The sequence below is a fragment of the Pseudomonas sp. zfem001 genome (assembly GCF_032621725.1).
In the GTDB taxonomy this organism is placed as follows: Bacteria; Pseudomonadota; Gammaproteobacteria; order Pseudomonadales; family Pseudomonadaceae; genus Aquipseudomonas; species Aquipseudomonas sediminis.
In genome coordinates, this window is sequence record NZ_JAVYJI010000007.1 from 242,295 (window position 1) to 258,801 (window position 16,507).

Here is a 16,507-nt window from a genome sequence, read left to right on the forward strand (position 1 = left end):
GAAGCAGGCATGCTCAAACTAGTCGGCAACACGCTTCAGGTACCCATCAGGGCAGACTGTCAGCAGCAATTTGTTTTCAATATCTTTGTCGATCACAAAGCCTGGATTCAACGACATCCACTCATGAACGGCGGTCTTTGGGTTATCCCCCGGCCCCCAAGGACGATCCCCGGACAACTCTTTCGGAAGATCCTCGACGATAGTATCGAAAACCACGCAGTAACTATCCTTACTGACCAGTGACGCATAAGCATTCAACTCCGCAAGGACGTGATCATGGGTATGGTTGCTATCCAGACAAACCAGCACTCGGGAATACCCAGATGCAAACTCACGGACCTGTTCAACAACCTCGTCAGCAATACTGGAGCCTTGAATCATCTTGATTCGTGACGACAACGGATGTTTCTCGATCGCAACACGATTGTGCTCACGAATATCTATATCCACGCCCAGCACCATTCGCTGAGGCACTCGGGGATCCATTTGAACGCCTTGCTCCATCGCATCGAACATATCCAGTAGTGCCAGCATGGACGCGCTCAGCACCAGAGAGCCCCCGTGGGCGATACCGGTCTCGATGATGAGATCCGGACGAACGGCCCAGATCAGCTCCTGCATCGCGACCATATCCTGTGGATACTGGATAATGGGCCGCCCCAGCCAGTTGAAGTTATAAGAGTATTTTGGCTGAATGGACGCCAACATGAACTCCCCTGCAACGTCCCGCAAGGATCTGCATGGAGAAATACCAACCTGCCCCTCGCCTACACCGATATCATCTTTACTCATGATCAACCCCGATATAAATGAAGTCTTCGCCCGCCATGCTGCGAATTTCCTGAAGATAGTTGGAGTTCATGACGTAGATACTTGAGCCCTTTGGCAATTCAGGTAATACCTGTTCCGGTGCATGCACCATCAGTCCTGTTCCCGGTAGAAATCGCCTCTGCTTTTCTGGGTTGATATCGATGACTTTATCGACGGGATAACCAGCACGCGCACGCAGGAGGGAGAAAATTACCCCCTTAGAGGCTCCCCCCCATACCACCGCACAGCCTTGATCACCCGATCGCCTCTTGGCGATAGCGCAAGTGAAATCATTCGGCAGGCTGAAGCCACTCACGACGGGAAGTGGACACTGCCTAAGCAGTCCGAGGTCGGCCACTACGTAGAAATACTGCTCACCGAACAGATGCCCACAACTGACTACCTCCCCAAAGAACCTGAAGAAGTCCGACAATCTAAAATAGTTGACGTGCTCATAAAATATGTCAAACCAAGCCCGGCGCTCACAAATCCAGTCGAAACATGGTACTTCGATGTAAATTCTCCCCCGCCCACCATTCGCCTCTTTCAACTGATGAAGGAAGGAAAAAGGATCCTTTATGTGTTCCAGGACATGACGAAGGATGAGAGCATCGGCCTGCACAGTCACTTCAGCGGAAAACAGCTTTCGTTGAATACTCGGATTATTTCCTTCGTAAGTCACATCGAAACCAGTTATATCCGCCCCACGAGCCTGCAGTAATTCAAGAAACGAACCCTTGCCACAACCGACCTCAACCAGGCGAGAAAGCCCCATGTCTCGCTCGACGACATCTGCCACTTCCTGTAGGTGCAGGCGAAATTGAGGGCTCAGTGCTTGCTCGTTCTGATAGTGTCCATCGTACGTCATCAGCTCCGGACGAAAAGCGAAATTGGAAATAACTCCGGTAATTTCATCCTCTACCAGCTCGATATCACCTCGCGGACAATTAACAGCCTCATCCATATTGTCATACATACGATTCTGGAAGATGGGGAATCCCTTTTCCCGATATATGACCTTCACTCTGCACCCCCCGTACATACACCTACAACAACCGGCACCTCACTTGCATTGTCAGGTCTAGCGCCAAAATGCAGGAGATCACGCCGTCCATATTCGTCGGCAATACGCTCCGCCAGTTCGCGGACAGAGACACCTTTGCCCGAGCAGATATTCATGGCCCCACGACCGGGCCCCATTGCAACCTTTGCTATCGCCTGGCCCGCGACCTTCACATCCATAAAGTCCCGTACCTGTCCGCCACTGGATAGCTTCGCGGGCTCGCCTCGAGAAAGACAGGTGCGTATATATGCAGTCAGCCGCCGCTCATCTTCTCCTTCTCCATAGAGATAAAAGAGGCGGCACCAGGAGAACTCCATAGCGAGGTCGTCGAAATACCGTGCCAATGACAAATATGTAGCGGCCTTTGCCGCACCGTAGAGCGTTACGGGCTTAAGTGGCGTATCCGCGAAAAGCAGTCCGCCTTTCAAGTCGTACTCGAAACAGGTTCCAACGCCTAGGAAATGCCGGACACCCGCCTGCGCACAAGCCTTGGCTAAAGTCAGTGTGCCACTCAAGCAGTCTAGGTTCTTCGGAGACTCCAAGTACCGTCCCGGCTCCGCATACCAGGCTACATGGATGACTGTATCGATCCCGGAGCAAACAGATACCCACCAATCCAGCCCCTCGGAGAAAATGTCTGCAGACTGGAAAACCTCCAGGCCACGATAGTCGACCTCCCCGTCCCGCAACCCGTTCTCCCTCGTAACAAGTCGGATGCTTACTGGCGCCTCACGCAGAGCAGCTAATACCTGGCGCCCGACAAACCCCGTCGAACCGGTCAGTAAGACGCGACGGTTCACTTGATCACCAGATGCGGAACAGCGGTGACGAATCGCACTCCGGACTCAGTCAAATGCGCTAGTTGCCGAGTGACCTCATCTGCAATATTCCACGGCAAGATCAACAAGTAGTCACACTGCATTTGCTCAAGCATGGCGACGGGATGAATCGGAACGTGGCTACCGGGCATGTATTTCCCCTGCTTCGAGGGTGCAGCATCGACCACGCACGGCAGCAAATCTGGCTTGATCCCAGCATAGTTGAGAATGGTATTGCCCTTGGCAGCAGCGCCATAGGCCAACACCCGACGCCCTGTGCGCTTCTGCTCTATCAGAAAAGCCAGCAGGTTGTCCTTGACGCGGTCTGCGCGGAACTGAAACTCCTGATACGTAGTGAGAGTACGCAGGCCCGCTTGCAACTCCTCCTCAAGCACAGCAGCGACCCTGGACTCAATGCTGCGCGGATCATCTGCATGGCAAGCGAATATACGCAGGCTACCACCATGGGTCGGTAGCTCTTCCACATCAAAGATGCGCAAGCCGACCGCCTCTAGAATGCGCTGCACGCTGTACAGAGACAGGTAAGAAAAGTGCTCGTGGTAGACAGTGTCAAATTGCACCAGCTCGATCAGACGCAGCAGGTGCGGAAATTCCAAAGTCAGAGTGCCGCCTGGCTTGAGCGCTGCTTTCAACCCGCGTGAGAAGTCGTTGATATCCGGCACATGGGCGAACACGTTGTTGCCCAGCAACAGGTCGGCCTTCCGACCCTCATCAGCCAGGCGATGGCCGAGAGCCTCGCCAAAGAACTCGCGTAATACAGGAATACCTAGTCGTTCGGCAGTTTCGGCAGTGCTGGCGGTAGGTTCGACTCCCAAGCAAGGCACTCCAGCCTCGACGAAGTTGCGCAGTAGGTAGCCATCGTTCGAAGCCACCTCGATCACCAGGCTGTTCGCTCCCAACTCCAGGGCCTCGCGCATACGCTCGGTATAGATACGTGCGTGTTCCAACCAACTGCTGGAAGTGGAGGAGAAATAGGCATAGTCAGCGTCGAACAGCTCGCCGGCGTCAGCGTAATCCTCGGTCTGCACCAGCCAGCACTCCTCGCAGACCCACAGGCGCAGCGGGTAATAGCGCTCGGGCCGGCTCAGATCCGCTTCTGTCAGGTAAGCATTCGACGGCGGCGCATGCCCCAGATCGAGGAAGGAATGCCGCAGTTGGGCCTCACAATGGCGACAGTTCATGGTGCCAGTCCGTTGAAGGCCAAGGTAATTGGGGCATGCTGTCGGTCGCGCTTCGACAAATCTCGCACCGGTAACGGCCAGGTGATGGCCAGCGCAGGATCATCGTGGCACACACCACCCTCAGCGTTGGGGCAATAGAACTCGGTGTGTAGGTAGAGCATCTCGCTGTCCTCCTCCAGCACCTGGAAACCGTGGGCACAGCCCTCGGGTATCACCAGCAAACGTTGGTTTTCCGCACTCAGAACTTCAGCATGCCAGCGCAGGAAGGTCGTAGAGTCACGACGTAAATCCACTACAACATCCCATACCTTTCCACGGATACAACGCACCAGCTTCATCTCCGCATGAGGAAAATGCTGGAAGTGCAGACCGCGTACCGCCCCCGCCTGGCGGGTGAGCGACTGGTTGATCTGCACGATGCGTCGTTCGCCTAGCAGCGGTGCGAGTTCGCTGGCACAGAACAGACGGGTGAAAGCGCCCCGCTCGTCGCGATAGGAATCGCAGTCGACGCGCAGCAGGCCGTCGATCGGAGTTGCGCTCGCCGTCAGGCCCATACGCAACTGGCCCGCCTCGCAGCATCGATGAACTGCAGCAATTGCTCACGGGTGCAGGTCTCACCTCGCTCATGGCTACGACGATACCAGTCGGCAGTCATCTGCAACGCAGTAGCCAGCGGCCAGACTGGCATCCAGTTCAGCCCGGCGCGGGCCTTGGCGCAGTCCAGATAAAGTAAGCGTGCTTCATGCAAACCGTCCTCGGCACCAGTTTGCCAGTTGAGTGTTGGCCAGTACTCACGCAACGCTTGAAGTACTTCAGCCACACTGCGATTGGCCTCGTGCGCCGGGCCGAAATTCCAGGCTTCGGCGCAAGTTCGATCCCCCTCCAATAAGCGCTGGCCCAGCAGCAGGTAGCCGGACAGACACTCAAGCACGTGCTGCCAAGGGCGCGTAGAGGAAGGCGAGCGAATCAGTAGCGGCTGCCCAGCCTGCATAGCACGAACCAGATCGGGAATCAGCCGATCTTCCGCCCAGTCTCCGCCACCGATCACATTACCGGCGCGAGCTGTCGCCAGCAGCGGGCCCGAGCGGTGCCAGAACGACTTGCGGTAGCTGTCACACAGCAGCTCGACGGCCGCCTTGGAGGCGCTGTAGGGGTCATGACCAGCCAGCTGGTCACACTCACGATACCCCCAAGGCCATTCCCGATTGGCATACACCTTGTCTGTGGTGACCGCCACTACAGCGGCAACGCCAGGGATCACGCGGCAGGCCTCCAATAGGTTGGCAGTGCCCTGCACATTGCTCGACCAGGCATCTAAAGGCTGACGGTAGGAGGGCCGCACCAGTGACTGGGCCGCTAGGTGGAATACGATCTCGGGCCTGCACTCGGCGACCAAGCGCTGCAGCGCGACGGCATCACGCATATCACCACGTCGATCAGCAATCGGCAGGCGCAACACATCCCAATGAGGTGTATCGCCGTCCATCTCGCGCGGCAGGGAAAAACCGGTCACTTCGGCTCCGAGTTCGACCAGCCAGGTAGCAAGCCAACTGCCCTTGAATCCGGTATGCCCAGTCAGCAACACCCTGCGCCCCCGGTAACTCGTCGCGAATGCGGTCATTGCCAGACTTTCCAGGGTGCGTTGCCGCTGAGCCAGAGGTCGTTAAGCTGATTCTTGTCACGCAGGGTATCCATCGCCTGCCAGAAGCTGCAATGACGAAAGGCCATCAGATTATTCTCGTCCGCAAGTCGCGTCAGCGGTTCGCCCTCCCAACTGCTCTGGTCGCCGTCGATATAGTCGATGACCGAGGGGTTGAGCACAAAGAATCCGCCATTGATCCAGGCACCGTCGCCTGCGGGTTTCTCCTGAAAGGCTCCCACCCGATCACCCTCCATATTCAGGGCGCCATAACGACCAGGCGGCTGGATGGCAGTGACCGTAGCCGGTTTGCCGTGTGCCTTGTGGAAGTCGATCAAAGCTCGAATGTCGACGTCCGCAACGCCGTCACCATAGGTAAAACAGAAGGGTTCATCGCCCAGGTGCTCGCGCACCCTGCGCAGCCGGCCGCCGGTCAGGGTGTCCTCGCCGGTATTGACTAGCGTGACTCGCCAGGGCTCTACATAACGCTGATGCACTTCCATGGAGTTCTTCGACATGTCGAAGGTCACGTCGGACATATGCAGGAAGTAGTTGGCGAAGTATTCCTTGATCACATAACCCTTGTAGCCCAGGCAGATAACGAAGTCCTGAATGCCATGGTGGGAATAGATCTTCATGATGTGCCAGAGAATCGGCTTACCACCGATTTCGATCATGGGTTTGGGCCGCAGGTGAGACTCTTCGCTGATACGCGTACCCAGCCCGCCGGCAAGAATGACCGCCTTCATCGCTACTCCCCTGCCCCGGATATTCGACCAATCGTCAATTAGTCGGCATTTTGTTGCCCGATATACAGGTATAGCAACAAGCGGGCCACCCCTATCTAGGCAGCCCTCAGACAGAAGTAAGGGTCAGACCGGTTGCCGACCGATGGAGAAGTACTTCAGCCCGTGACGCTTCATCACATGGGGGTCGTACAGGTTACGCCCATCGAAGACCACCGCATCGCCGAGGGTACGACGAATCAGAGGGAAATCCGGCGCTTTGAAACTCTGCCAGTCGGTGACTACCACCAATGCATCAGCACCGACGAGCGCCTCCTCCTTGCTGTTGACAAGCAATAGATCGGCCCGCTCGCCATAGAGACGTCGACACTCTGGCATGGCCTCAGGATCGAATGCCTGGACCGTAGCGCCGAGACTCCAGAGATGCTCCATCAACACCCGACTTGGGGCGTCGCGCATGTCGCCGGTATTAGCCTTGAATGCCAACCCCCAGAGTGCGATTACCCGACCGCGCAAGTCACCCGCATAAAAATCCTGCAGGCTATGGCCCAGTTTTCGCTTCTGCGCTTCGTTGACCGACTCCACTGCAGCCAGAATAGCTGGCTCGTAATCTTCGCCTTGCGCCGACGCTTTCAGCGCCCGCACATCCTTCGGAAAACAGGCTCCGCCATAGCCACACCCAGGGTAGATGAAGTCGTAGCCAATACGCGGATCGGCCCCGATACCTCGGCGCACGGCCTCGATGTCCGCACCGAACAGCTCGGACAGATTGGCCATTTCATTCATGAACGAGATCTTGGTCGCCAAGAAGCAGTTGGCCGCGTACTTGGTCAGTTCAGCACTGCGCCGATCCATGACCATGATTTTTTCCCGATTGCGGTTGAAGGGTGCATACAGTTCCTGCAATACCTCGATACTGGCCGGGTTACTGGAACCGATAATGATTCTGTCCGGACGCTGGCAGTCGCTGACCGCCGCTCCCTGCTTGAGAAACTCAGGGTTCGAAACGACATCGACCTGAATATCCCCACGACCCCGGGCCTCCAAGGTATCGCGCATCGCCTGATGAATGGCGTCTGCAGTGCCTACCGGCGCGGTGGATTTATTGATGATCAACTGATCCTTCTCAGCCACCAGAGCAATACCCTTGGCGACTTCATGAACGAAGGTCAGATCAGCGTGCCCATTCCCATCCGAAGGCGTGCCCACGGCAATGAAATGAATATCGGCGTGATGCACCGCGTCCGTCAGGCTTCCCGAAAACCGCAGACGGCCTTCGCCATGGTTGGTCGCAACCAGCCCCTGAAGACCCGGCTCGTATATCGGAATCCCGCCCTTCTCCAGGACTGCCCGTTTCCCCTCGTCGGTCTCGATGCATAGAACGTTGTGGCCGACATTGGCGAGAACGGCAGCCTGAACCAGCCCAACGTAACCGGCACCGAATACACAGATATTCATACGACATCCTAAATGGGATCAGGCAAAAGGCATCGTCAACTCAACGCAGCTGGTTGAACAGATTCAACCCGGCGATCTTCACATAGCTCTGCTGCGCCGCCTCGAGAATGATGGTCTGGAACGACAGGCGCGACAATGCCTCGGCGTAATCCAGCTCGCGCAACTCGGCCTGCACCGACTTGTTCACCAGGGTCACGTCCTCGTTGTCGACGCTGGTGGTGTCGATCATGTTGAGGCGCGCGCCGATCTCGGTCTGCACTTCCAGCACGTTGCCCATACCGTTGTCGAGGTTCTTCAGGGCGATGGCCACTTCGTCGCGCACAGCCAGGTTGCCTGCCGGCGAGGTCGGTGATGACTCCAGTGCCTGGCGCAGACGGGAGATGGTGTTGAGGATGCTGCGCTGCTCCTGGAATTGCGGCTGCACGCCAAACTCGTCTCCGCCTGCAGCGGCTGCCGGGCCGGACATCGTGAACTCCGCGCCATAGACCGTGAAGGTGGCAGGGTACGGAGCCGTCACGGTTCCAGTGGCAAGCACCGGACTGTTGGGGCCGACCGGCTGGGCATAAACCTCGTAGTTGGTGTCATCGGTGAAGCGCAGCACCACGCCAGAGGTGGGGAACTGGCTGTCGAAAACGGCCTGGTTGACGATGTTGCCCCCAGCCACCACAGCGGCCGAACCGTTGGTAGAGGCACGGGTCACGGCGAACTCGGTCGGAGCGGACTGCAACGTGAAACTGTGGGTGCCGATACCAGGCGAACCGGCGGTGGCAGGAGGCTGGATGTCGGCCAGCAGGTTGTCGAGATCCAGCGCGTTGTCGCCCTCTTTCAAGACGACATCGAGCTGAAAACGCATACCACGGAAGTTGATGACATTGCCGCCATTGACCAGCGGATCGATCTTGCCCCCGCCGGGGATCTCGGAGGTCACATCAGCACCGCTGGCATCGTAAATGCGGAACTCGGTGCCACTGACGAATGCCAGCGAATAGGGCTCGCCGCCTCGGAAATCGGAGTTGAATGCGCGATTGTCCTCGACCAGCCCTGGCGAAATGAACACCCGCTGATCAGCGCTGGGCACTGCGGGAATAGTGGTCGCCGGCAAGGGTGGCGATGGCAGTGCCGGGTTATTGACTCCATTGCCGTTAGCCACACGATTGGCGTTGGTGACATCCTCGAACAGGCGCTTGCCGTTGTCGTTGATCGCCACGTTGGTCGAGCTGGCTACCTGCAGCGTCCGCTGCCCTTCGTCGCCGAAGTACGAGTAGGTGCCATCCGGGTTACGCACGAAAGGCTCGTTCTTGCCCAGGAAACCGGAGAAGAGGTATTCGCCGCGAGCATTGCGGCTGTTCATCAGATTGAGTAGCTCGGCCTCGCGCTCGGCAAGCTCCTTGGCGATGGAGTTGCGGTCCTCCGATGAAAGCGAACCGCCACCGGCCCGCACGGCCAGCTCACGCACACGCTGCAACACAGTATTGACCGAGTTCAGTGTGGTCTCTTCCTGAGTCAGACTGTTCTTCGCGGCTGTCAGGTTGTCGCTGTATTGCTTGAGCACCGCCTGTTGCTGCTCGAGTTGCAGTAGGCGAACCGATGCCACCGGATCATCCGCCGGGGTCAGGATGCGGTTGCCGCTGCTGATCTGCTCCTGGGTGCGAATCAGATTCGAATAATTGCGCCCCAGACCGGAAACGCCGTTATTGAACGCCTGAATGGATGAGATGCGCATAACCATGGGGCTTGCCTCTTGCAACGCCTGTCATCTGTACAGGCCGCGCCTTGCCGAACTCGGGAAAGCGACTATCAGAATGTATTGATCAGAGTATCGAACAGGTTACGCGCAACTTGAATGATCTGTGCGGATGCCTGGTAGTACTGCTCGAATTGGATCAGTTTGGCCGCTTCTTCATCGAGGTTGACCCCGGAAACCGAGTCACGGTTATCGGTGGCCTGCTTGAGAATCGCGCCGGTCGCCTCGCCATCTACACGCGCCTGGCTGGTGAGCGTACCGACCCGCTCCACCAGATCGCCATACGAGTCGGAAAAGCTCGAACCCGTGGTATCGGGCGCCGAAGGGTTGACCCCGATCACGGCTTTGTTCTGCAGGTTGACCAGATTCAGCGCGTTACGGTTGTCCGATACACCATTGGTATTGAACGACACCGAGAAGTTGTCGCCGCCCGACGGCCTGCCGCTGATGGTCACCTGGTAGTCGAATGCAGCGGGAACCGCAGGTGGGTTGGCCGGCACGCTGATGGTCAGCGCGTTGTCCTGCCCTGGAACGATGCTGCCGGTGTCGATCACGTTGCCGTTGATATCGACCACGTCATAGCTCTGCGTCGCACCGCCGCCCGCCCCCATCACGATGCGCAGCGGTGGCGCATTGCGCAGACTGGTCTCCAGATCCGCCTGTGCGACCGGGTCGTAGATATTGATTTCGGTCAGCAGCTTCGGCTGAGTGATCTTGCCGGTGCCGATATTGGCCGGGCTGGTTTCGGCCTTGAGCGGCGCAGCGAAGGCCAGCTCCTCGGGGTTCTTCATGTCCGCACGGACATCACGACCGGCGTTACGGGTCGGCATCACCAGGAAGCGATCACCGGCAGCGAAGGTGCCACCGGCCACGCCGAGGGAGAAGCCGTCCACTTCAGGCGCAGGCACCGTAGTGATGTCGAAGGTCGCCGGGGTCGGCGGAAACAGCGTGCCATCGGACGTCCGCCGAATCACGTACTCGGTGGCACTGGTGAACTGCACTTCGTAGTCGCTGGTAGTCAGGCGCGAGGTGTCGGTGAGCGTGACGTTGAGGTTGGCGTTGGGATCGCTGTTGCCGACCCGCGCCAAGCTGCGCTGACTGAGCAGCGCAGGGTCATTGATCGAACGGAACAGCTCGTTGCCGAACTGACCATTGAGATCCAGGCCCTGCCCCAGTTGCCGGTTGATCTGGTCGGCGACCGACAGTGCCAGGCGCCCCACGGCATTGAGCGAAGTGTCCAGCACGTCCTCGCGGTAGCGCAGCAGGCCGCCCATCTCACCACCGGTGATCAGCGAGGTGACGTTCTGCCGCGAATTGCCGCTAACGAACTGCACCTCGTGCCGCAGCGGATCGGCCTGCCCTGGCACCACTTCGAGCCGAGCGGCCTGCTTGCCGACGACCAGTGGCTGACCGGAGCCGATGAACAGGTTGTAGCTGCTGTCGTCCTGCGGCACCACGGTCACGCCAACGAACTCGGAAAGCTTGCGCACCGCCTCTTCACGCGCATCGAGCAGGTCGTTCGGTGCCTGCCCATTGGAGGCGGCCACGGCGATCGCATCGTTGTAACCGGCGATCGCGGTGGCCAACTGATTGACCTGATCGGTAACCGCCGACAGCTGCTTGTTGATGAATGCGTTCTGTTCGTTCAGGCGGTCGTAAACGGTATTAAAACGCTTGGCCAGCCCCTCTGCTTCCGACAGCGCCAACTGCCGCGCAGGTACGTTCGCCGGGTCTTCGGCCGCGGTCTGCAGGGCCGAGAACAGCTTCTGCAACCCCGGAGTGATGCCGGTGTTGCTGCCGGCGAGCAGAGAGTCGAGCTGGTTGATCTGGCTCAGGTACGCCTTGGTGTCGCTGTTCAGCGCCGTACTGCTGCGTACCTGGGTATTGAGGAATTCGTTGTAGATGCGACGGACATCAGTCAGGGTCGTACCCGAGCCGATATAACCCGCGCCACTGAACTGCGGCGTACGCGTGGCCTGAATCGTCTCCTGACGGGAGAAGCCAGGCGTATTGACGTTGACGATGTTATGGCCGGTAACAGCCAGCGAAGTCTTGTTCGCTGCCAGGCCCGAAAGGCCTATGTTCAACAGGTCAGCCATGATTCAACCTCAAGTCCTTGTAGTGGCGCTATCGGCAGCGGCGATTGCTTGATAGGTCTGCATCTTGCGGGCGATCTGCGAGATCTTGCGCGCATAGTTCGGGTCGGTGGCGTAGCCGGCCTGCTGCAGCTCCTTGACGAAACGCTCCGGGTTCTCGGTGACGTTCAGAGCCTTCTCGTAGCGACCGTTGCTCTGCAAAAAGCTGACGTAATCGTCGAAGCTCTGCGCATAGGAGTCATAAGCACGGAAGCTGGCCGCCTCCTTGACCGCCTTGCCACCCTTGTATTCGGTGGTCAGCACGCGGGCCGATTCGCCCTCCCAGCTGCCATGGGACTTGATGCCGAACAGGTTGTGGCTGCTGTCACCATCACGGGTGCGGATGATCGACTTGCCCCAACCGGTTTCCAGCGCGGCCTGGGCCACCAGGTAACGCGGGTCGACGCCAATCTTCTCCGCGGCTGCTTCAGCCATCGGCAGCATGGTTGTGACGAATTCCTGCGGTGAGCTGAATGCAGCTTTGCCCGGTGCCAGCGGCGGCTGGGCGATACGGCGTCCCGTCAAGGCATCGCTGTTGGCCAGACTCAGGCCTACATCCTTGGACGCGGCGCCGGTCTTCGCCGGAATCCAGTCACTGCCGGCCAGGGCCTTGCCCTCGCCTTCTGCGGCCGATGGCACGATACCGGCCAACAGGCGATCTGCCAGTTTGCCCGGTACGGAGAGGCGACGGCGATTGAGCAGCGCCACGTCATCACGGAAGCCTTCGCTGCTGGCGACCTTATCGGCTTTGGTTTCGCTCGACGTAGCAACCGGTTGCTCGATTTGCGCGAAGGGATTGGGACGGCTCGACGGCTGCTTGATCTTCGACATCTGCCGCACCAGCACATCAGCCAGACCGATACCGCGCCCTTCCTTGGAGAGCGTCACGGCCAACTGCTGGTCGTGCATATCCTGGTAGGTCTTGCTCTCGTTGCTGTTCATGAAGTTGCCCTCGCCGAACGCGGCGTTGGCCGAACGCATGGCCTTGAGCATTTCGTTCATGAACAGCGATTCGAACTCCTGGGCGACCTTGCGGATGTTCTGCTCGGTATCGCCGCCCACCTTGAACTGGTTGAGGCGATTCAGATCGGTGAACGCACCACTGTCGATCGGGCTTTTACCGTTGCCGAGCAGACCGGCTGAGAGTCGAGAATCCATATGGCAATCCTCCTCAGATCACAATCAGGTCAGCCTGTAAGGCACCGGCTTGCTTGAGCGCCTCCAGGATGGCCATCAGGTCGGAAGGTGCCGCGCCCACCTGGTTAACTGCACGCACGATTTCGTCCAGGCTGGTGCCGGGGCCGAACTTGAACATCGGTTTGGCCTCTTCCTCGGCACCCACACGCGAACGAGGCACCACTGCGGTCTGCCCACCGGAGAGCGCTTCGGGCTGACTGACGATAGGGTCTTCGGTGATGGTCACGGTCAGGCTGCCGTGAGTAACGGCAGCCGGCTGCACCTTGACGTCCTGGCCGATGACGATGGTGCCGGTACGCGAATTGATGATGACCTTGGCTACTGCCTTGCCGGCTTCGACCTGCAGGTTCTCGAGGATCGACAGATAGTCGACGCGTTGATTCGGGTCGAGCGGCGCGCTGACGCGAATCGAACCGCCGTCGATGGCCTGGGCAACGCCAGGGCCGAGCAGATCGTTGATCTGGTCGACGATGTTCTTCGCCGTGGTGAAGTCGGGACGATTGAGGTTCAGAGTCAGGTAGTTGCCCTGATCGAAACCGCTCGGTACGGGTCGCTCCACGGTGGCACCACCAGGAATGCGCCCGGCAGACGGCACGTTGACGGTGATGCGCGAGCCATCGGCGCCACTGGCATCGAAGCCGCCGACCACCAGGTTGCCCTGGGCAATGGCGTAGACGTTGCCATCGATGCCCTTGAGCGGCGTCATCAACAGGCTGCCGCCGCGCAGGCTCTTGGCGTTACCGATAGACGAGATAGTGATATCGATGGTCTGCCCCGGTTTGGCGAACGCCGGCAGGTCGGCATGCACCGACACCGCAGCGACGTTCTTCAACTGCACGTTGCCACCTGGCGGCACCTTGATGCCGAACTGCGCCAGCATGTTATTGAAGGTCTGCACGGTGAAAGGCGTCTGGGTGGTCTGGTCGCCACTGCCATTGAGGCCGACCACCAGGCCGTAACCGATCAACTGGTTGCTACGCACACCCTGGATCGACGCCAGATCCTTCAGGCGCTCGGCCTGGGTCGGCAGGCTCAACAGCATGCAGGCAAGCATGGTCGCCAGCAGCAGCCAGTCATTGGCGCCGCGGTGACGATAGCCACGATGAGCGACGGCGAACTGCCGGCGGCATGCGCCAGCCTGTGCCGACTCACCGCTATGAACTCGCGCCCCTCGCTTGGTTGCCGAGGTCACAGCGAAAGCCTTGCGCGCCGAACCGCTGGCCGTCACTCGCGCGTACCAATTGGACAGGTGCTCGAGTAACAGGGACGGAGAGTGAGTCAGCCAGGTTTTCATCTACAGTTCCCCGCGATCAGAACGGCCACAGCGGGCTCATGAAGAAACGACTCATCCACCCGGGCTGGCTGGCGTCGGCGAAGGCACCCGTACCGGAATAGGTGATGCGCGCATCGGCAACCCGAGTGGAAGACACGGTGTTGTCGGTAGAGATGTCGTCGGCACGCACCAGCCCGGAAATACGCATCAGCTCATCGCCGGTATTGAGGGTCATCCACTTCTCGCCACGCACCGCCAGAATGCCGTTGGGCAGCACTTCAGCGACGGTCACGGTGACCGAGCCGGACAGGCTGTTGCTTTGCCCTGCCTGACCAGAGCCGGTGGCGTCACGCTGGGAGTTCCAGCTCGAATCCAGGCTCAGGTTGTTGTTGGTCATACCCAGCGCGCTGAGGCTGCGCAGCGGGTTGTCCGGCGCGACAGCCATGCCGAACAGGTTGGGCACGCCGAGGGTTCCGCTACTGTCTTTCTGCAGATTGCTGTTGGCGTTCTTGCTGGCCTGGGTGCGCTCGTTCAGCGTGATGGTGATGATGTCACCCACGCGAAATGCCTTGCGGTCGTCATACAGGCCATTCTCGAAACCCGCCTGATAGATCGAACCATTGTTCTGTGCAGCCGGAAGTGGCGTACGCGGCAATACCGGCGCGTAATAGGGATCGTCCGGCTTGGCTGTCGGCGCCATGCAGCCGCTGGAGAGCAGCACGCCAGCCAACAGGGGGAAACAGAGAATTTGCCGGTTCATAACCACTACCTCGCGGCGTTCAAAACAGTGTCAAAAAATCAGAGGTTCTGCGTCACGAACGACAGCATCTGATCAGCGGTGGAGATCACCTTGGAGTTCATCTCGTAAGCACGCTGGGTGGTGATCATGTTGACCAACTCCTCCACCACGCTGACGTTGGAGTTTTCCAGGGTGTTCTGCAGCGTGGTGCCCAGGCCATTGAGGCCCGGATTGCCCACCTGCGGAGCGCCACTGGAACCGGTCTCCAGGAACAGGTTGTTACCGATGGCTTCCAGGCCTGCCGGGTTGACGAAGTCAGCCAACTGCAGATTGCCGATGATCTGCGGCTGCGGGTTGCCAGCCGTGGTCACCGAGACAGTGCCGTCTTCACCGACAGTGAAGGTGCGCACCTCGTTGGGCAGCACGATTGCAGGCTCCAGGGCAAAGCCCTGAGAGGTGACGATCTGCCCATCGGAGTTGAGGTGAAAGCTGCCATCACGGGTATAGGAAACGGTGCCATCGGGCTGCAGAATCTGGAAGAAACCACGGCCATTGACCGCCATGTCCAGCGGTTGCTCGGTTGTTTGCAGGCTACCGGCGGTGAAGATCTTCTGCGTACCCACCACGCGCACACCAGTGCCGAGCTGCAAACCCGAAGGCAGCTCGCTGTCCTGGCTGGACTGGCCACCTGGTTGACGACGGATCTGATAGAGCAGGTCCTCGAATTCCGCGCGATCACGCTTGAAGCCCGTGGTCGCCACGTTGGCCAGGTTGTTGGAAATGGTGGTCAGGTTCATGTCCTGAGCGGACAAACCGGTCTTGCTGACCCACAGTGCCGGAAGCATATCGATTCTCCTCGGGCGCCGGTTTTACGGCGCCGCGTGCTGGTAATTAGCTAATTTGCAAAACCCGCGCCATGGCCGACGAGTTGTCCTCGGCGGTGCGCATCATCTTCACCGACAGCTCGAACTGGCGGGACAGGGAGAGAATGGCAGTCATCTCTTCAACGGCGTTGACGTTGCTCGCCTCGAGGAAACCCGAAGTCACCTGAACGGTTGCATCGGCCTCTACCTCGGGCTGCCCCTTCACACGGATCAGGCCATCAGTGCCCTTCTCCATGCTTTTCGGATCAGGGTTGACCAGCTTGATGCGGTCGACTTCAGCCAATACGTTGGGGTTTTCACCAAGCGCACGAATGCTGATAGTGCCGTCCTGGCCGATTTCCACCTTCTGCTCCGGCGGCACGGCAATCGGCCCGGCATTGCCCATCACCGGCAAACCGTTGCCGGTACGCAGCACGCCCAAGGCATCGATATTCAGACTGGCCGTACGAACATAGGCCTCGCTGCCATCGGGTGCCTGCACGGCGATCCAGCCCTTGCCGCCAATCGCCACGTCCATGTCGCGTCCGGTTTCCTGCAGCGAACCCGCGCGAAAATCCGTGGCCGGGCGTTCGCTCATGGCAAATACGCGAGCGGGATAGGTTTCACCGAACAGCGGCATGGAACGCGCCTGCTCGAAGTCGCGACGAAAACCCGAGGTAGAAACGTTCGCCAGGTTGTTGGCGTGGGCGCGCAGAGCCAGTGTGTTGTTCTGCGCTCCGGTCATGGAGACGTACAGCATCTTGTCCATGGTAATTCTCCGAGTGGGCGACACGCCCTTGGCTCTTTGCAGTGACTACAG

15 protein-coding genes are annotated in these 16,507 nt (G+C 59.0%); all 15 read right to left on the minus strand.

From position 1 onward, the window contains the following. Positions 1-18: 18 nt before the first annotated feature. The 15 genes from RTH74_RS21610 to RTH74_RS21680 all read right to left on the minus strand — a co-directional run bounded on the left by RTH74_RS21610 (position 19) and on the right by RTH74_RS21680 (position 16,456). The gene (locus tag RTH74_RS21610; RefSeq protein WP_316916006.1) at positions 19-792 is read right to left on the minus strand and encodes a cephalosporin hydroxylase family protein; all 774 of its coding nucleotides are present in this window, start codon (positions 790-792) and stop codon (positions 19-21) included. Then, on the minus strand, positions 785-1,786 hold the full coding sequence (locus RTH74_RS21615; RefSeq protein WP_316916007.1) for a class I SAM-dependent methyltransferase: 1,002 nt from the start codon (positions 1,784-1,786) through the stop codon (positions 785-787). Before RTH74_RS21615 ends, RTH74_RS21610 begins: the two co-directional genes overlap by 8 nt. 44 nt (positions 1,787-1,830) lie before the next feature. After that, positions 1,831-2,673, minus strand: a complete 843-nt coding sequence (locus RTH74_RS21620; RefSeq protein ID WP_316916008.1) for an NAD(P)-dependent oxidoreductase — start codon at positions 2,671-2,673, stop codon at positions 1,831-1,833. Beyond that, on the minus strand, positions 2,670-3,893 hold the full coding sequence (locus tag RTH74_RS21625; protein ID WP_316916009.1) for a class I SAM-dependent methyltransferase: 1,224 nt from the start codon (positions 3,891-3,893) through the stop codon (positions 2,670-2,672). The genes RTH74_RS21620 and RTH74_RS21625 overlap by 4 nt, the downstream gene beginning before the upstream one ends. After that, positions 3,890-4,447 carry a dTDP-4-dehydrorhamnose 3,5-epimerase gene (gene rfbC, locus RTH74_RS21630; RefSeq protein ID WP_316916069.1) on the minus strand — a complete coding sequence of 186 codons (558 nt, stop codon included), beginning with the start codon at positions 4,445-4,447 and terminating at the stop codon, positions 3,890-3,892. Before rfbC ends, RTH74_RS21625 begins: the two co-directional genes overlap by 4 nt. Beyond that, complete coding sequence (gene rfbG / locus RTH74_RS21635) at positions 4,438-5,514, minus strand: CDP-glucose 4,6-dehydratase (RefSeq protein ID WP_316916010.1); 1,077 nt, start codon at positions 5,512-5,514, stop codon at positions 4,438-4,440. The genes rfbC and rfbG overlap by 10 nt, the downstream gene beginning before the upstream one ends. Beyond that, positions 5,511-6,281: a glucose-1-phosphate cytidylyltransferase gene (gene rfbF / locus RTH74_RS21640; RefSeq protein WP_316916011.1), complete on the minus strand. Its 771-nt coding sequence runs from the start codon at positions 6,279-6,281 to the stop codon at positions 5,511-5,513. Before rfbF ends, rfbG begins: the two co-directional genes overlap by 4 nt. Positions 6,282-6,404: 123 nt before the next feature. Beyond that, positions 6,405-7,736: a UDP-glucose/GDP-mannose dehydrogenase family protein gene (locus tag RTH74_RS21645; RefSeq protein ID WP_316916012.1), complete on the minus strand. Its 1,332-nt coding sequence runs from the start codon at positions 7,734-7,736 to the stop codon at positions 6,405-6,407. A 40-nt stretch (positions 7,737-7,776) separates the two neighbouring features. After that, a complete protein-coding gene (locus RTH74_RS21650) occupies positions 7,777-9,465 on the minus strand; it encodes a flagellar hook-associated protein 3 (RefSeq protein ID WP_316916013.1) in 1,689 nt (562 codons plus the stop codon). Between the two features lie 68 nt (positions 9,466-9,533). Next, the gene (gene flgK / locus RTH74_RS21655; RefSeq protein ID WP_316916014.1) at positions 9,534-11,579 is read right to left on the minus strand and encodes a flagellar hook-associated protein FlgK; all 2,046 of its coding nucleotides are present in this window, start codon (positions 11,577-11,579) and stop codon (positions 9,534-9,536) included. Between the two features lie 9 nt (positions 11,580-11,588). Then, positions 11,589-12,773, minus strand: a complete 1,185-nt coding sequence (gene flgJ, locus RTH74_RS21660; protein ID WP_316916015.1) for a flagellar assembly peptidoglycan hydrolase FlgJ — start codon at positions 12,771-12,773, stop codon at positions 11,589-11,591. A gap of 13 nt (positions 12,774-12,786) precedes the next feature. After that, positions 12,787-13,866: a flagellar basal body P-ring protein FlgI gene (locus RTH74_RS21665; RefSeq protein WP_037002928.1), complete on the minus strand. Its 1,080-nt coding sequence runs from the start codon at positions 13,864-13,866 to the stop codon at positions 12,787-12,789. 256 nt (positions 13,867-14,122) lie between these two features. Next, a complete protein-coding gene (flgH, locus tag RTH74_RS21670) occupies positions 14,123-14,845 on the minus strand; it encodes a flagellar basal body L-ring protein FlgH (protein WP_074916121.1) in 723 nt (240 codons plus the stop codon). A 38-nt stretch (positions 14,846-14,883) separates the two neighbouring features. Next, complete coding sequence (gene flgG, locus RTH74_RS21675) at positions 14,884-15,669, minus strand: flagellar basal-body rod protein FlgG (protein ID WP_074681288.1); 786 nt, start codon at positions 15,667-15,669, stop codon at positions 14,884-14,886. A gap of 46 nt (positions 15,670-15,715) precedes the next feature. After that, positions 15,716-16,456, minus strand: coding sequence for a flagellar basal body rod protein FlgF (locus tag RTH74_RS21680; protein WP_206408975.1), 741 nt, complete (start codon positions 16,454-16,456; stop codon positions 15,716-15,718). Positions 16,457-16,507: the final 51 nt, after the last annotated feature.